General features: G+C 69.9%; 17 protein-coding genes. 12 read left to right on the forward strand and 5 right to left on the reverse strand.

The window, feature by feature from the left end; genetic code table 11:
• The first annotated feature begins 5 nt into the window (after window positions 1-5).
• Window positions 6-1694, forward strand: coding sequence for a hypothetical protein (locus tag OG711_RS38650; protein ID WP_329564472.1), 1689 nt, complete (start codon window positions 6-8; stop codon window positions 1692-1694).
• 126 nt (window positions 1695-1820) lie between these two features.
• Here OG711_RS38650 and OG711_RS38655 read toward each other — a convergent pair whose 3' ends face one another.
• A complete protein-coding gene (locus tag OG711_RS38655) occupies window positions 1821-2726 on the reverse strand; it encodes a hypothetical protein (RefSeq protein ID WP_329564474.1) in 906 nt (301 codons plus the stop codon).
• 97 nt (window positions 2727-2823) lie between these two features.
• Window positions 2824-3594, reverse strand: coding sequence for a GntR family transcriptional regulator (locus OG711_RS38660; protein ID WP_329564476.1), 771 nt, complete (start codon window positions 3592-3594; stop codon window positions 2824-2826).
• 145 nt (window positions 3595-3739) lie between these two features.
• Here OG711_RS38660 and OG711_RS38665 point away from each other — a divergent pair, with 145 nt between their 5' ends.
• The 10 genes from OG711_RS38665 to OG711_RS38710 all read left to right on the forward strand — a co-directional run bounded on the left by OG711_RS38665 (window position 3740) and on the right by OG711_RS38710 (window position 12049).
• Window positions 3740-3991, forward strand: a complete 252-nt coding sequence (locus tag OG711_RS38665) for a hypothetical protein (RefSeq protein WP_329564478.1) — start codon at window positions 3740-3742, stop codon at window positions 3989-3991.
• Window positions 3988-4884: a diaminopimelate epimerase gene (gene dapF / locus OG711_RS38670; protein WP_329564480.1), complete on the forward strand. Its 897-nt coding sequence runs from the start codon at window positions 3988-3990 to the stop codon at window positions 4882-4884. Before OG711_RS38665 ends, dapF begins: the two co-directional genes overlap by 4 nt.
• 455 nt (window positions 4885-5339) lie before the next feature.
• On the forward strand, window positions 5340-6140 hold the full coding sequence (locus OG711_RS38675; RefSeq protein WP_329564503.1) for a phosphotransferase: 801 nt from the start codon (window positions 5340-5342) through the stop codon (window positions 6138-6140).
• 574 nt (window positions 6141-6714) lie between these two features.
• Entirely contained in the window at window positions 6715-8859 is a 2145-nt protein-coding gene (gene tap, locus OG711_RS38680; protein WP_329564482.1) for a telomere-associated protein Tap, read from the forward strand.
• Window positions 8860-8862: 3 nt separating this feature from the next.
• Window positions 8863-9417 (forward strand): telomere-protecting terminal protein Tpg, encoded by a 555-nt coding sequence (gene tpg / locus OG711_RS38685; protein WP_329564484.1) that lies wholly within the window; start codon window positions 8863-8865, stop codon window positions 9415-9417.
• A gap of 14 nt (window positions 9418-9431) precedes the next feature.
• Window positions 9432-9944, forward strand: a complete 513-nt coding sequence (locus OG711_RS38690; protein WP_329564486.1) for a hypothetical protein — start codon at window positions 9432-9434, stop codon at window positions 9942-9944.
• Between the two features lie 4 nt (window positions 9945-9948).
• Complete coding sequence (locus tag OG711_RS38695) at window positions 9949-10518, forward strand: hypothetical protein (RefSeq protein ID WP_329564488.1); 570 nt, start codon at window positions 9949-9951, stop codon at window positions 10516-10518.
• A gap of 77 nt (window positions 10519-10595) precedes the next feature.
• The gene (locus tag OG711_RS38700; protein WP_329564505.1) at window positions 10596-10901 is read left to right on the forward strand and encodes a DUF6247 family protein; all 306 of its coding nucleotides are present in this window, start codon (window positions 10596-10598) and stop codon (window positions 10899-10901) included.
• Window positions 10898-11158, forward strand: a complete 261-nt coding sequence (locus OG711_RS38705) for a hypothetical protein (protein WP_329564490.1) — start codon at window positions 10898-10900, stop codon at window positions 11156-11158. Before OG711_RS38700 ends, OG711_RS38705 begins: the two co-directional genes overlap by 4 nt.
• A 267-nt stretch (window positions 11159-11425) precedes the next feature.
• The gene (locus tag OG711_RS38710; protein ID WP_329564492.1) at window positions 11426-12049 is read left to right on the forward strand and encodes an Erv1/Alr family FAD-linked sulfhydryl oxidase; all 624 of its coding nucleotides are present in this window, start codon (window positions 11426-11428) and stop codon (window positions 12047-12049) included.
• A 67-nt stretch (window positions 12050-12116) separates the two neighbouring features.
• On the opposite strand, the gene OG711_RS38715 is transcribed toward OG711_RS38710, so the two are convergent.
• The gene (locus tag OG711_RS38715; RefSeq protein WP_329564494.1) at window positions 12117-12317 is read right to left on the reverse strand and encodes a hypothetical protein; all 201 of its coding nucleotides are present in this window, start codon (window positions 12315-12317) and stop codon (window positions 12117-12119) included.
• A gap of 268 nt (window positions 12318-12585) precedes the next feature.
• On the opposite strand from OG711_RS38715, the gene OG711_RS38720 reads away from it, so the two are divergent.
• Window positions 12586-13371 carry a hypothetical protein gene (locus tag OG711_RS38720; RefSeq protein ID WP_329564497.1) on the forward strand — a complete coding sequence of 262 codons (786 nt, stop codon included), beginning with the start codon at window positions 12586-12588 and terminating at the stop codon, window positions 13369-13371.
• A 664-nt stretch (window positions 13372-14035) separates the two neighbouring features.
• On the opposite strand, the gene OG711_RS38725 is transcribed toward OG711_RS38720, so the two are convergent.
• Together OG711_RS38725 and OG711_RS38730 are read right to left on the reverse strand one after the other, a co-directional pair.
• On the reverse strand, window positions 14036-14524 hold the full coding sequence (locus OG711_RS38725) for a hypothetical protein (RefSeq protein ID WP_329564498.1): 489 nt from the start codon (window positions 14522-14524) through the stop codon (window positions 14036-14038).
• Window positions 14521-15168 (reverse strand): helix-turn-helix domain-containing protein, encoded by a 648-nt coding sequence (locus OG711_RS38730; RefSeq protein WP_329564499.1) that lies wholly within the window; start codon window positions 15166-15168, stop codon window positions 14521-14523. The genes OG711_RS38725 and OG711_RS38730 overlap by 4 nt, the downstream gene beginning before the upstream one ends.
• Window positions 15169-16350: the final 1182 nt, after the last annotated feature.

Genomic DNA, 16350 nt, shown 5'->3' on the forward strand with positions numbered 1-16350 from the left:
GTCTGGTGGCAGAGGAATCGGACGGCCAGGAGCACCGCGAAGCGGAGCCCTCTGAGGAAGAGGCAGTGAAGCTCCGCGTCGTTGCTCGAAGGGCGGTCACCGAGCGGAACCGAACGCTTAGCGACTTCCGTAAGCAGATAGCCGCAGCTCAGGGCTCGTCGATCGCCAAGGCCCTCGGCTCTCAGGCCGACATCCTCAAGGGCATGGGCCTGCGCAACTTCGAAGCCGAGGCCTTCGCCTCAAACGCCGCCAAGAGCATCGCCGGCACCCGCCTCGACAGCCTCCGTAAGCAGATAGCCGCAGCTCAGGGCTCGTCGATCGCCAAGGCCCTCGGCTCTCAGGCCGACATCCTCAAGGGCATGGGCCTGCGCAACTTCGAAGCCGAGGCCTTCGCCTCAAACGCCGCCAAGAGCATCGCCGGCACCCGCCTCGACAGCCTCCGTAAGCAGATAGCCGCAGCTCAGGGCTCGTCGATCGCCAAGGCCCTTGGCCCTCAGGCCGACATCCTCAAGGGCATGGGCCTGCAGATGGAGTCCGCGCAAGCGAGTGTTCTTGAGGAATTGACCATCCGCGCATCGCGGTCAGCGAAGTCGACCTCTCTCGCCAGTGCTGCGGCAGAGGCGTCTATGAAGTACAGCCGGTGGAATTCTTTCGCCGGGACCGCCTTGGAGTCCCTTGGCTCGCAGATCGCCAAGTCGAACCCCGCTGTTCGGGCCGCGGCGGAGGCTGCAACGGTCACGAACCTGCGCGGGCTGGATCGATGTACTCCCGCAACTGCCCGGCTGGCGCAGTTCGCAGCGACGTCGGATCTCGCCGAGCGGGCGCTGGGAGCGGGCGCTCTGACGACTTGGCGGGCTTCGCTCGAGGTAGACCGCCGTATCGCAGTGTCCCGCGGGGCATTTCCGCTGGCCGGGTTCGAAGGTCTGGCCCGGGTTGCCAAGCGCCAGGTTGACCTCACTTCGTGGGTCGTTCGTCAGGAGTCGGGCCACAGACTCTTGAGCGACCTCAGTGGCCGGCCTGTACTCGAATGGCGAAACCGTCTTGCTGAGACACTGCCTGCCGAGGAAGTGTCCGCTGCCGAAGCGGCTCTTGCCGCCGGGCAGGCCACTCTCGGCCTGGTTGGGGGTGACCTCCTCACCTCCGTGGCACCGGATGACGGGCTAGCTGAGGAGGTGACGGAGCGCGTCGAGGAGGAGATCCTCGATCCATGGGAGAGGGCTCGTCTTGATGTATTCCGGCACCTGTATGAAGCTCTGAGAGCCCTTGACCCGACGGTGCCCGAACTTCTGCAGGGCGCCTGGGACGACGTCCACCGAGCAGGCCCCGCAGCTGCGGCGAAGGCCGCCAACTGCGTCATCGAGGTGGTCGATCGCACGTTCCGGGCAGCTGCTCCAGACGAGAGTGTCCGGGCATGGCACCGGGCAGAGAATCGTCCGAAAGCCGAGTGGGAAGGCCAGACCCGACCGCCGCATGCTCTGCGGGCCAAGTATCTGGCCCGGAATTTTGGTGATGACCGGGTTCTTGTGGAAGCTCAAGCCGAAGCCTTTGCCGCCATCTCCCGGCGGATCCGCGGTCCGGTCCAGAAGATCAAGCATGCTTCGCGGGGTGACATCGCCAAGGTGAAGACGCTTCTGCTATCGGCCGAGTACCTGCTCGTTGCGCTCTTTCTGGGACGCGATGACCAGGCGCAATGATGTCACCGGGGATTGGTTCAAGCGGGCGCCGGAACGACCCCCGCCGCGAGGCACCAGGGCCGGGCGGGTGCGGCCGCCTCCCGAACGGCCTGCTCCGCGTCCGGCCCTGCCGGGCCGCTCGGGTTCCTACAGGCCGTCGACCGTGCCGGTGGCGCGCGTTGCGTCCCAGTTCCCGGCGTCGAGCATGGGGCGGATCGCGCTCTCGTAGGTCTGGAGGGCGCGGGGTGCGGAGTCGGCGCCCTGGCCCCAGGTCTCCTCGAAGCGGTCGGCCCAGCGTTCGACGCCCTTGAAGTAGACGGAGCTGCGGCCCTGCTGGTAGTCGGCGTCGCCCTGTTCCTCCTCGACGAGGGCGGCGGCCGCGGCGAAGACGACGACGTCGACGGCCTGGTCGGCGCGCAGGCGGTCGCGGACGGCGAGGCCGCAGGTGACGCCGAGGTCGCGGTGGCTGCCGACGAGGTCGAGGAGGGCGCGGGCGAAGTCCTGGGTGAGGAGGTCGGCGCGGCGGACGATGAACAGCCGGCTGATGGTGCCGCCGGTTTCGGTGAAGCGGCGGTTGGCGGCGAGGTATTCGCGGCGGCGGGTCAGGAGTGCCGGGTCGGTGGTCAGGTCGGCGGCGAGGATCCGCTGGGGCTCGGACTGTGCCTCGGTGACGGTTTTGACCAGCAGGGCGGACAGTCGTGGCACCTCGCCGGCGTAGACGCGCAGGTGTCCGTCGGCGATCTCGCTGTAGTCGGAGATGAGCTCGCGTTCCAGGCGGGAGCGGACCAGGTCGTAGTACGCGGAGTCGTCCATGGCCTTGAGGTTATTGGCCCGGCGCAGATGGATGTATGCCTTCCGCATCCACAGATGTCCTGCGGCCAGCAGGAGGATGAGCACGCCCTGGACGATGAGCAGCGCTTTGAGGTTGACGTGGTCGGCGGCCCAGCCGACCACGGGCACGATGAGTCCGGCGAGACCGATCAAGGCGCCGACCGCGGGCGAGCCCAGTGTGTCCAGGATCCCGGCGGCCGGGCTCCGGCGCTGTCCAGGCATGAAGAACCTCCCCCTCCAGCGGCCGCTCGGGGCCGCATGGTGTTCATGTGTTCCGTCTGCCCGCCGGCCCCGGTTCCCCGCCCCCGGTGAGCGGGCGTCAGGTGCCGTGCGCGGGCAGGGTGATGTCGTAGGTGATGTCCCAGCGGTCCGCGGGGACCAGGAGGTCGGCGGTCTCGACCGGGCGGCCGGTGCTGTCGTGGTGGGTGCGTTCGATCAGGGTGGCCTGGGCTCCGGCGGCGATGCCGAGGAGCTGTGCCTGGTCGCGGCCGACGTGGACCGGGCGGGGCCGCTCCGTCACCCGGGTGACGGTGATGCCGAGCTGTGCCATGCGGGCGGTGACGCCGTGTCCGGCGTAGGGGCCGCCCTCGGGCAGGACCACGAGGGTGCCGCCGGTGACGGTCATCGGCTCCCAGCTGGTGCACAGCATCACCGGCAGGCGGTCGGTGAGGAACTCGTACGCGGTGCGGACACACAGTTCGCCGGCCTCCACTCGGAGGCGGGCGGCGATCTGGGGCGGGGCGGGGACCTTGGCGGCGCTGTCGGCCTCCCACGTGCCGGTGAAACCGGCCGGAGCCGGCCCGCGTGCGGGTTGTGCCGGTCCGGGCTGCGGGATACGCGGCAGGGTGCGGCGTTCGAACGGGGTGCGGACGTAGGTGCCCGCCCCGGGCCGGCCTTCCAGGACGCCCCGGGAGATGAGGAGTTCCTGCGCGCGGCGGATCACGTTCTCCCCGACGGCGAGCTGGCGGCCCAGCTCGGTACGGGAGGGGAGACGGTCTCCGGGGGCCCAGGTCCCGCCGGTGATGCGCTCCTGGATCACGGCTGCCGCCCGCAGGTAGGGAGCAGCTGTGTCCGAGCTGCCGTCAGCCATGCCACTCCTCAACGGTGTTGCTGACCCGGTGTCGCCCGGGCGGGCGGCCGCCCGGCCGGGTACGGGTTGACAATCTAGTCCACTAGCTGGAAGCTAGTTAACTTGATTCACTTTACGTAATCGACGTTGAGCGGATGCGAGTCCTGTGAGCTACGACCGCCAGACCGCCGAGATCTGCTCAGCGGTCGCGCAGCTCGCCGCCCTCACCGGACACGAACCCCGTGTCATCACCGAACCCGGGGCCGTCCGCGTCGAGAGCGACCTCACCGACGCCCTGGTCCCCCGCTGGCTGCACCTGCTCGCGGTCCTGGACTTAGGCGCGACCTACGGCCTGCGGAGCGCCGGCGGCCACCAGGTCGCCTGGCTCCGCTTCGAGTTACGGAAGAGCCGCCCATGACACCTCCGCCGCATCCGTTCGCCAAAGGCCACGGCGCCGGGAACGACTTCATCGTCCTGCCCGACCCGGAGGGCCGCCTCCGGCTGACCGGGGAGATGGTGAGAAGCCTGTGCGACCGGCGCACCGGCATCGGGGCGGACGGCGTCCTGCGTGCCGTCCACTGCACCGCCGCCCCCGAGGCCGCCTCCATGGCCGGGGAGGCCGAGTGGTTCATGGACTACCGCAACCCGGACGGCAGCACCGGCGCGATGTGCGGCAACGGCATCCGCGTCCTGGCCCGCTACCTCGTCGACACCGGCCTCAGCCCGGCCGGCGCCCTCCCCATCGCGACCCGCGCCGGAACCCGCCACGTCCACATCCCCCGCCCCAGCGCCCGCTTCCGGGGCGAGGTCACCGTCAAAATGGGCCGCCCCGGGCTGCCCGGGCCCGACGGCATCACCGTCACCGCCGCCGGACGCACGTGGCCAGCCCTCCACGTCGACATGGGCAACCCCCACGCCGTCGTCCTCCTCGAGGACCTGGACCAGGCGGGTGGCCTGACCACCGTTCCCGCCGTCACCCCGGCCGACGCCTTCCCCCACGGCGTGAGCGTCGGCTTCGCCGCCCTCCGGGGACCCGCCCGTATCGGCCTGCGGGTACACGAACGCGGCGCCGGGGAAACCCGCGCCTGCGGAACCGGGGCCTGCGCGGCGGTCACCGCCGTACGGACCGCAGGCCTGTCGGCCGCGGCCGACAGCTACCTCGTCGACGCCCCCGGCGGCCGGCTCCGCGTCGCCGTACTCCCCGACGGCACCCTGCACCTCACCGGCCCCGCCGCCGTCGTCGCCCAAGGCACCATCCACTTCACAACTCTCACGGCCGACATGGACGCAAGCGTGACGCCCGCCGCATGAGGCGGGCGTTGTCGAATCGTTCGTGTCCGGTCGCAGGTATCCCCGGGTACGGCGTCTCTTCCGCCTGCGGTGCCCGGACTTGGGTGAAACGCCCAGCATGCCGGGCGTCTCGAAGTGCTCCGGGCAAACTGCCAGTGCGGTCGTCGGACCGGAGAGGCGGCGGCGCCCGTGCCAGGTACGGATGGCTACCGTGCCCGGACTTGTGCGGGACGTCAGGCCGGATACCCGGAGATCTTTGAGACTGCCCGGACTTCGGCGAGTGTCCGGTCCCAGTTAAGTGTGGGTAGTGCGAGGCCGTGACCTGGGGTGCTTCGTCTTGTCTGGGACACGGTCGCTGAGAATGTCCCGCTTATATGTGGGCAGTTCGTTGCGTGACGTGTGTATGAGAGCCGGTGTTTTCGACGGATTTCGGGGCCTGGCTCGCGTGGGGGCGATGTGGCGGTAGCGTGATCGTCATGACGGCTGAGGGCGAGGCGCTGGTCGGCGGCATGGCGAACGCAGGGGCGGTCTTCCGCCGTGGTGCGCTGGTGGAGCGCCCGGCGCCGCGCAACGCGCGTGCCCTGCATGCGTACCTCCTTGCCCTGAAGGAGCACGGCTTCGACGCAGCGCCGGCCCCTGTCGGTCTCACCGAGGATGGCCGTGAACAGCTCACCTTCATCCCCGGAGACGTGGCTCTGCCACCGTTCGCGGACTGGGCGATGACGAAGACCGCCCTGGAATCGGTGGGGAGCCTGCTGCGGCGCCTGCATGAAACCAGCGCGGCCATCAAGGTCGACACCCGTGCCGGGTGGCCAGGGGACCTGGCCGATCCGGAGGGGGGAATGATGCTGTGCCACAACGACGTGTGCCCGGACAACGTCGTCTTCCGCGACGGCCGTGCCGCTGCCCTGATCGATTTCGACCTGGCAGCTCCGGGCCGTCCCCTCTGGGACGTCGCCATGACCGCCCGCTACTGGGTGCCTCTGGTCGATCCCGCATCCGCAGCCGCCTTCTACCCCTCCGGGTTGGATGCGCCCGCGCGGCTGCGGATCCTTGCCGACAGCTACGGCCTTTCGCCGCAGGACCGCGCCGAGCTGCTCGGCGTCATCGAGCAGGCCACCGACGTCTGCCGGGCCTTCGTTGCCCGCCGCGTGGCTGACGGTGACCCCGTTTATCTCCAGGCACTGGCCGAGCGCGGTGGATGGGAACGCTGGGACCGCATGCAGACCTGGCTGGCGGAACGCCGCGAGATGTTCACGGCCGCCCTGCTGAACTGACCGCCCGGAGCTGCGAGGACAAAGTCACCGGGCGTTCTTTGTTGGGGGTCTTGCAGAGGGCAGGAGGGCTTCGATCTTTCTGGCTGTGGCCTCGATGGTGGTGCTGAGCCATGTGCGGCTGGTGCCTCGCAGGGGTGCCTGCAGCGCTCGGGCCGCACCGACTTGAACGGGACCGACCACAGGCGTCCCAAAGACCCTCGCTCGCGGACCCCGGCCGCGCTGACGTACTCCAGCCCGACACCCTCCGCCGACACCTCGCGCACACCCATCCGGGCCTCCGGTACGACGCCGACCAGCAACTTCGACCGTAGAAGCGCCGTGACCGCCGTACCTACAGAAGACCGGAACACTCCGGAACTTGCCTACACATGACCGGGACCCGGTCGCACATGCCTACAGAAGAGCGGGACTGCCTACACATCGCAGAGACAGGACAGCGAGACCGGACAGTTCGCGCGTTCACCTCAACGCGCCATCCCCGCAAAGCACCCCAGAACGTAACTCGAAATGGGTTAAAGAATGGGGTAAACGTTGGGGTAAGTTCTGCTAGTGTTCGGGGTGGAGGTAGACAGATATGGCATCCGAGGAAGAGCTGTTCGCGAACATCGACGCGCTGCTGGCGGAGGAGCCGCAGCTCCCGCCCCCGGCGGAGCGCGCCCGGCTGCGGGAGGCGGCCGGTATCACCCAGGCCCGTCTCGCGGCCGCGCTGAAGACGTCGACGCAGACGGTGAAGAACTACGAGAACGGCCGCTCCGAGCCGAAGTCACCGCGCCTGGAGGCGTACCAGCGGCTGCTGAACGGCTGGGCGGCGAAGTACCCCGTTGGCACTTCGGCCGTAGCGCCCGCCCCGGCTCCCATCTCGACCCCCGTGCCACAGCCGACGCCGGAGACGTTCACCGGACCGACCACCGCGCCCGCATCCGAGGAGACGGTCGTACCGGCGACTCCCGCCGCCCCGGCCGCGCCCGGGCGTCCCGCCCGTCCGGCCGCCCGCCCGGTGACGTCCTCGCGGCGGCCAGCCGTGAAGAAGGCCGCGCGCCCGGCCGCCGATCCGCGGTTCCCGCACGGTCCGCTCGCCGTCCTCGACGGCGACGGCTCCGCCTACGGGGTCGACGGGATCGTGCTCGACTGCCCGGCAACCACGGTGCCGCAGTTGGTGGAGTGGACGCTGAAGGAGTCCGGTCTCGGAGCGTCCAAGCTGCACCGCTACGGCAAGGACTCCGACCCGCTGATCGTCCTCACCGCCTCGGCGGCGGTGAAGTTGGGGCTGCCCGAGCGCCTGGAGGGCCACGAGCAGCGGCGCTCGCTGCGCCTCCCGGAGGACCACCCGGTGGTCAAGCAGGTCGCGAAGGCGAAGTGGCAGCTGACCCAGCGCGGGTTCGGCCCCTGGGCGCGGATCTACCGCAAGGCGCAGGGCCGCGACCGGCAGTGCGTGCAGCTGGCGATCCTGTCCTGGGACGCCCTCGACGTCCGGTCGTGGCCCGGGGTCGCCGAGATGGAGCCCGCCGACATCGCCCGCGTCCTCGGCGTCTACGCGACCCGGGTCACCACCCCCCGCGGTTCCACCGCCGTCTCCGGCCTGGAGCTGATGACCGCGCTGCGCCCGCCGACGAAGGCCGTCCAGGACCCGGAGACCGGCAACTGGGTGTCCGGCCACAACGCGGGCTCGCTGGGGACGGAGCCGATGGACCCGGCGCCGCCGGAGGCCACCCCCGAGCACCCCGTGGTCGTGGACTCCGGCTGGACGGGCGGGTTCCTCAACGAGGAGGCGTACCAGTGGGTGCGCGATGTCGACCTGCTGACCGGTCAGGAAGCGGCGCTGCCCTTCGCGGTCGGCCTCGACCTGAACACCGCCTTCCTCGCCGCCGCCGCCCGCCTCACCGTCGGCCTCTCCGCCCCGGATCACTTCCACGCCCCGAAGTTCAACCCGAAGATCCCCGGCTCCTGGCTGGTCGACCTCTCCGGGATCGAACTCGACCCGCGCCTCCCGAGCCCGTTCACGCCGGACGGCACCCGCCCGACCGGTCCGGCCTGGTACCAGACGCACACCGTCGCCTACGCCCAGGAGCTCGGGCACGACGTGCACCCGATCCAGGCGTACCTGCGGCGCGAGACCGGGGCGTATCTGGATCCGTGGCACGACCGGCTCAAGACCGCATACGTCGACACCCTCGCCGACCTCGGTGTCACCAAGGACCTCACCGACACCGAGTTCCTGGCCGCGATGGAACACCACAAGCAGAACGACCCCGCGATGGCCGCCGTCCTGTCCGCGATCAAGGCGACGGTCAAGGGCGGTGTCGGGAAGTTGCGCGAGCGCCCGCAGGGCAAGAACTACAAGGAGGGGGAGCGGTGGCCGGCCCTGTCGCGGCCGACCTGGCGACCCGACATCCGCGCCGCCGTCATCTCCAAGGCGCGGGTCAACATGCACCGCAAGCTGGGCAACATGGTCAAGATGACCGGCCTCTACCCGCTCGCCGTGCTCTCCGACTGCGTCGTCTACCCCAGCCCGGGAGCCTCCCCGCTCGACTTCCTCCCCTACGCCGCGTCCGGTAAGCCGCAGCCGGGCGGGTTCCGCCTCGGGCCCACGCCGGGTCTGGCGAAGCTGGAGGGCGTCCAGCCGATGGCCTGGGCGGTCGACCTCATGGATCAGGGCCTCAACCCCGCCCGCCACATCAAGGGCGACGGCCACGACGCCGTCCTCGACGAAGGAGAGTGACCCGTGGGTGAGATTGAGGACGCCATCGAGCGCGCCGACCGAGAAGCGTTCACCCGCCAGCCGCCGAAGACGCTCGCGGGCCGCATCAACTACCTGCTCCGCCAGCTCGGGTCCGCGAAGGCCGTCGCGCAGGAGCTGGGCGTCACCGCGGACTCCGTGAACCGGTACCGCCGCGGCGCGAGGAAGCATCCGCCGAAGGACATCGCGGCGAAGATCGATGATGCCGTGCGGTCCCGCTGGCAGCCCGGCGTTCGCAAGCGCCGGCACCAGCAGGCCGCCGCCAGCGGCATCACCGTGGAGACCCGCGCCCGGTTCGGCTACACCGCCTCCGTCGGCTCGACCGACGACGGACGCTTCCGCCGCCTCACCGTCAGGCTCCCCGCGGCCTACGCGCAGCGTCTGTTCGACGCCCGTAACACGGGGGCCAGCGACCAGGAGATGCGTGGGATCATCGCCGAAGGACTCAAGGACGTCTATTTCCAGGACGGCGGAGGCCGCGCTATGGGACTCTCGGACGTCGCCATCAACGACATCGACTATTTGGATATCGGCTACTGAATTCGGAGCTTTTTATGGCGAGTATCAATTACCCGTATCCGAATCCGGAGAACGATTCCGAGCGTGCGGCGAACCGGCAGGCCTCCGACGACTACCAGCGCCAGGAGGAGGAAGCCGGAGACTTCCTCGACTGGGCCGAAGGGTTCCCCGCGGTCACCTCCGAGGTCCTCCTCGAACAGGTGCGGCTCGACCTCACCACGGCCGGCCTGCACGTCGCACCGCCCGAACCGCTCACGGACGGGGACCAGGGCGGCGTCATCGTCTACCTCGACGATGACGCCCAGGTCGTCGTCGACTGGCTGCCCCACGCCCGCCTCGACCGCGCGGCACTCGACATGGTCGAAGCCGACCGCACGGACCACGAGGCCGTCATCCGCTACGAGACGGTCCGATCAGCCATGGACACCGCCCTCGCCACCATCCTGACCGGCTTCGGCTACACCACCCGCCGACCGCAGTCCGGATCCGGGACCGGGACCGGCCACATCGTCCTCCAGCCCTCCACCACCCCCGACGCCCAGGAGTAAGCGCGTGTACAACCCCGACAAGAGCCCGCTGCCCGACACCGGCGACGCCGTCCGCATCGCCGACGCCCTGCTGGGCAGCCCGCACATCAGCTTCGTCGCCCCGGCCGAACCCGGCGACGAGACTGTCTGGTTCCGAGACGCCGACGGCCTCGGTTTCGAACTGTCCCTGACCACCGTGGAGCCGGTCCCCGACGCGGAGCGCGTGGCCTACGCCTGGGACGCCGTCGCCGCCGCGATCGGCAACCACCCGCACTTCATCCGCGCCGCACTCGAACAGAAATCCTTCGGGCCGCTCAACCTCGACACCATCACCGCGCAAACGCGCACCGGCAACGAGTACACCCTGAAGCTGACCGGCGCCCCGCGCCCCGGCTACGGAAAGGAGCCGGCCTCCTCGCCCACGTCCCCGGCCGCCGACATCGCCTACGCCGCCGACCGGCTGCTGGGCAACGACCCGAGCGACGCAGAGCGGGCGACGGCCGAGCTCCTCAACCACCTCGCCGCCACCTGGGACCGCCAGGAACCCTCGATGCGCCGGCACGCCCGGGCCGTCGCCCGCACCCTGCGCCGGTAGAAGGGGATCCGTCCGTGCCCGCATCCACGGCCACCCGGCGCGCGTACCGTGAGGTGACGACCCGCCGGGAGGACCAGATGAGCGCGCAGCCCGACCACGCCCCCGCCACCCCGTACGCCCCCGCGCCCGGGGCACCGGCCGAACTCCTCGCCCAGCTGCGCGCCGACAAGCGCGCCGACTCCTGGGTGCCGGCCTTCGAGCGGGAGTGGGCGGCCGCGCTGGAGGAGTCCCGCGCCACGTTCTCCCTCGCCGGACTGTACGAGGTCGTCCAGGACTGGCAGGGCCGCATCGCGCACGCCCCGGCGGTCGACGCGTTCGCCGCCTCCGGCTACGACGACAGCGACGCCGTCGACCTGGCGGAGCTCCGCCGGCGGCGCCGGTGAGCCCGTCGCCGTACGCGGTCCGCGTCTCTGCCCCGGCCGCCAAGGTCCTCGACGCCCTGCCCGAGCACGCGGTGGACACCGTGTGGGACATCCTCACCGCGGCCGCCGCCGATCCGTGGGGCTTCCGGCAGTTCGACACCGACGACGACGAGGGCAAGGACGTCCGCTACGCGGCCGTCGGCCGGCTCTCCGTCACCTTCTGGGTCAACCGGCCCCTGCACAGCCTGACGGTCCTGAACATCGTCTGGCTCGGGTAGCCACCCTGGTGACAACGCCCCGGCCCCCTGGCACTCGAATTGCCAGGGGGCCGGGGCGTTTCGCATCGTAGCCACCGCCGTACCCACCAGTTGCCACCCGGGCGGCAACGCGTATCCGCGCGCAGCGGCGGGGGCGTTTGGCCACTCGCGGTCAAAGGCGAAGGAATCTGCTCGCCTTGTGGTGAGTTGCGGTCAACGCTGTTCCGGGGCGCGCGGGGCGGGGATCCTCGGACGGGTCAACGTGTGCCTGTCCGACGGGAGCGAACTGTGAGTTTTGTCGATCACCGTCATGAGCGGGACATCACTGCCGAGCTGGGCGGTCCGGCCCCCTACGACCCGACCTGGCTGAACGGCCAGGGCCGCGCCCTGGCCGTGGACACCACGGTGGTGGCCCGGCTGTACGGGGCGGCCCGGGAGGGCTGCGACGACTGCCGCGAGGACTCGCTGGAGCAGCTGTGCCGCAACCCGGGCCAGGTGGCCGCGCTGGCGCTGTGGGCCTGCACGCGCGTGATGGACACCTTCGCCGACCTGCCCATGGAGATGCTGGAACGCGGCGACCCGGCCTTCCGACGGCTGGCGCGGGCCTACTCGAACAGCACCTTCCGGCACGGCTTCGACGCACGCGAGCTCACCGACCTGCACGAGACCTGCCAGCGCCTGGATCCGCACACCCTCCAGCCTGCCGCGGAACGGGCTCTGCAGTTCCTGCTCGCGAACCCAGCAGACCCGGCCCTGTTCGGCTCCCTCACCGGCACCTACACGCCCGGCGACGAGGACGACGCCCAGGACTACACCCTCACCCGCCAGATCATCGGCCCGGAGGAAGTCGTCATCACCCTCACCCCGCACGGCGACACCCACCTGCGCCCCGGCGGCCACCATCACGGCTGAAGCCGGCCCCGCCTTCGCATCACGCCGGGCCGGTGTCGCGTGACCTCTCGCAGCAGGTGGAGCGTTCTCACCGGACCTTGAGCGCGGTTTCCTGGCCGTCGGCGTCGCGGCGGCCTTGCCGGGCGAGGTACTTCCGCTTGCGTTCTTCGATCTCGGCCTCGGTGAGGATGTGGCAGCCACATGCGGCTTCGGGGATGAGATCCGGATCCGGGTTCTCGCACCACGGATCGAGGCAGTAGTGCATGTCAGGCGGTGCGACGAAGACCATGACCTCAAGATCCTCAACCGCTCCTGCCCGGTGGGTGCGCCACGCCGCAGAACCGCTCAAGGGTTTCGGAGAGAACACTCAACGTACGAGAGGTCGTCACGCACCTGGTGTCACGTCAGCCCCAGACTGTGAGGTCTGTAAGCCTCACAGGCCCGTTTCCGCAGGTAGACGGGCTGAGCTATAAGGCTGTGAGGTTGTGAGGCGGGAGTTCGCACCCGCGCTTCCGCACGCCCTGGTCGGGTTCGCCGACGGGGAGCACGATGGAGGCATGGGTAAGAAGGACCGGGACCAGGACGACGTCGCCGAACCGGCACAGCCGACGCTGACCACCGCGCAGGCCCGCGAGGTGACCGCCGGACTGCGGGAGGCAATGGACGACGTCCGGCGCTCCGTGGCGGTGCTCGCCGCCCGGGTCCGCGACGCGCACACCGCCCGAGTCTGGACACCCCTCGGATACGGCTCGTGGGAGGCGTACTGCGGATCCGAGTTCGGTATCAGCCGCGCGCAGGCGTACCGGCTCCTCGACGTAGCCCGCACCCTGGCCGCGATCCACGACGCCGTCACCGCTGGCCCCGGGACGTCCCGCACGCGAGACAGCGACCCCGGCGCCGCGGCCGCGCTCGACTACGGCCTGTCCCAACGCGCCCTGATCGACGTCTCCGGCCGTAGCGGCGACGTCGCGGAGCTGATCACCCGCCGCCTCGCCACGCTCGCCCACAGCGGCCTCCAGGCGCTCGATGAGCCCACCGTGCGCGCCGTGGTCCGCCAGGCCGTCCGCGACGTCCGCACCGCACCGCCCCCGCCTCCCGCCGGTCCGCCGGCGGATCCCGCACTCCCCGAGCTGCGCCGCGTCGTCGACGACCTCGCCGCCACCACCCACCAGCTCGGGGAGCTGATGCTCGAAGTCGCCCCGGCGTACCTGTCCGACAACGCCGCGGCCGACGTCCTGGCCCCGCTGTGCGAGCAGATCGGCGAGGACCTGGAGAACGGCCTCGCGGCCCGCCGCTACGCAATGTCCGGCGACCGCCGCGCCCTCCACGGCACCGTCCTGTAGGCCACTCACCCCGGCGCTCCTGTGTGACACACAGCCCGTTTCCCCAGGTGGGCGAGGCGTGCTGTGAGGGTGTGAGCTGTGAGGCGAGGGCCTGCCCCGACGGGATGCCGCTGCTCCTGGCCGTGCTGCTCGCGGTGGTGTGGAACGGGTTGCTGCTCGAGAGGCAGCGGGGGTGGTGGCCGTGGTTGGCGGAGTGCTGCTCGTGGTCCTGGTGGTGGTCGTCGGGGTACAGCACGGTGGTGTCGTGGGTGCAGCGCAGTATTTGCATGGGCCAGGCGGCACACGGGTGCTGCACGGGTAGCAGGCCGGCCCCGGCCGGAGCAGCACGGCCTGCTGCTACCCGCTGCCCGAGACTCTTGCTGCAAGCCCAGATAGCAGCAGGTCGCCTTGCTGCTCCACGGCGGCGGAGCTGTAGAGCGCAGTTCTGCGATGTTATGCGCGAGATCTATGCACGGCTGCTGCATACAACGCGGCGTCCGTGCTGCTCGCTGGCCCTGCCACCTTGGGCTTTCCCCTCCAGGGGAACGATGTACGCACTCGCCGGGACAGCCGCCGCGTGTTCTAGAGAACCAGAACAAGACGGTTCCCCTAGTGCTACCGACGCGGACACGAGCACGGCGCCACACCCGAGGGTGTAGCGCCGTGGTGCCGAGGCCGGCGGTGGTCAGCGGACGCGCTTGAGGCGGGTCGGCTTGGTGATGGGGGTGACGTTCCCCTTGGCTCTGGCTTCGGCCTTGCGGGCCTTCTCGTCCAGGTGGAGCTGGAAGCGGCGTTCGTACTCGTCCTCGAAGTCGCCGACGTCCAGGCGCATGTCCCGGGGCAGGGCCTTGACGGCGCGTTGCTGTTCGCGGGGGTCGTTGAAGGCGGCGATCATCGGGTGGAGCTGGAAGCGTCCGCGGCGGACTACGGTGACGAGCCGGGCGGCGACCAGGTGCTGCATGGCGCGGCTGATCACGCCGCGCTCCATCGCGAGGCCGGTGGCCAATTCGTCGTGGGTGGCGACGACCAGGCCGCCCGATTCCTGCTCGCTCATCATGTGCAGCAGCAGCGTGTAGGCGGTGGGAGGCAGGCGCGGCACGTACGCGAGACCGTTGAAGCTGCCCCACAGCACGTTGCGGCGCGGCATCCATTCCTCTGCGGCAGCGAACGTCATGACGTGGCCTTCCCTTCCCCATCCGACCCCTTGCGTACTTCCAGTTTCGCGCCCGGAGCGGCCATCGCCCGGAACGCGTCGGGCACGTCCGGGTCCTCCATGATCTCGCGCAGCAGGTCCAACTGCTCCACCCTGTCCCCCATACCCGTCTTGGCGCGCTTCTTCTCGCCCTTGCGCGGCTCTCTGAGCCCGCCGCGCAGCGAGGCGGCCGGGTTGAGCTGGTAGACGCCCCGCTGGACCTTACGCAGAGCCCCGTCGGCCTCCAGGACGTTGAAGACGCGGCTGATGTGAGGCCGGCTGTATCCGAGATCGGCGGCTACATCCTCGTGGGTGGCCTCGATCAGGCCGCCGGGCTTCTGGGAGCCCATCAGGTGGAACAGCACCACGAGCACGAACCGGTCGCCGTCGTAATGGACAGCGGCCCAGCGCATGAACTCCAGGCTGTCCATGGAGAACGCCTCGCCGATGAATCCCGTGCTGGAGCCGACGGGGAAGACCTGGGCAGCATGTCCGGCGGGCAGCTCAAGGGTGGGGCCGACGGACCGGTTGTACGCGGTGGGCGGCGGCTTCGGGCGGCGCCGGCGACGGGACGGCGCATCGGGCAGCTTCGGTGCTGCGCTGCCGTCCAGGGGCCCTGAGCTCATGGGGTTGCTGCCTCCTTGATCGTCGTGACGTCAGCACCATAGCGGAGATCCGTGGCAGTAGTGCCACCAAAACGCAGCAGCGCCAACACGAAAGTCACCCGTACGTCAGCCCTGGACTGACCTTCGGGTCCGAGGCGACTCCGACGGCACCGCTGACGCACCGTGCGTAGATCCGTGGCAGTACTGCCACGAAACGATGTTGATGGGTCAGGACCGCCTGACATCCCGACCGAGATATGTCAGTCCTGGGCTGACATATCTCTCCAAACCCAACGCTCTGACCTGCGGAAACGTGGAGCTCTTACCTCTAGAGCGCGCGCGCGTGATACCTGATCTCCCCACCGTGATCAAGTACCGCCACGCCGTGGGATCCGCCCCTCAGCAGCAGTATCAAAGCGCGCCGCACGGACCCCGTCGTGGCGCGCGCGGCTTCGCGTGCGGCGCCGCGACCCGGTGCGGGTCGTGGGCGGCAGCAGCGGCTCTGAGTCTCGGGTGGTACCGGCCGTGACGATCAAAAGCAAGGAAGCGTGGTCGGTGCCGGTGGTGGGTTCCGCCCCCCGGCCCTGGGGGGCCGGACGGCTCCGGTACCTCCGCACGTCGAATTCCAGCGTTCCCATATCGGGCTTCCGTTCTGTGGCTAAGCTGTTCAGGGCCGCGTAATTCTGAATTCAACGGGGAGTTATTCGGCCGGGGCCGGGGGGTGTCGCTGCCAGGAACCAGACGCTACACAGTCACCGCCCGTGATGCATCAACCCTGACGCACCTTCGTCCTCTCGGGTGGCGCGTCAACAGATTCCGCCCCATGATTGCGGGTTGGCGTGTATGCTGGCGGGGCATTGACAAACGTGAGCGGCTCGTTTCGAGGGTGGGGGAGGGGTCAGGGTGGAGCGCAGCGGAGCCCGTCACTGCGGTGGGGCCGGCACCTATGCGGGCCGATGGTCCGCCACTCTCGTTGCTGGGGTGATGGCTGGGATTCCCAAGCCCTACACAGGCGCGCGCGTGATGCACCTCCTCCTGTAGCCAGCTCCGGTGATCGCGCTTGCGCGGTCGCCTCCAATTCGCGCTTGCGCGAATTGCATTCCGTCCGAAATTCCGTTTACGGAATTCCATTCCGGCGCCTGCGCCGGAATTCGAATTGCGCTTGCGCAATTCATTCACTATGACCCGGCTTGCCGGGGCATA

The organism is Streptomyces uncialis, from assembly GCF_036250755.1.
Taxonomy (GTDB): Bacteria; Actinomycetota; Actinomycetes; order Streptomycetales; family Streptomycetaceae; genus Streptomyces; species Streptomyces uncialis.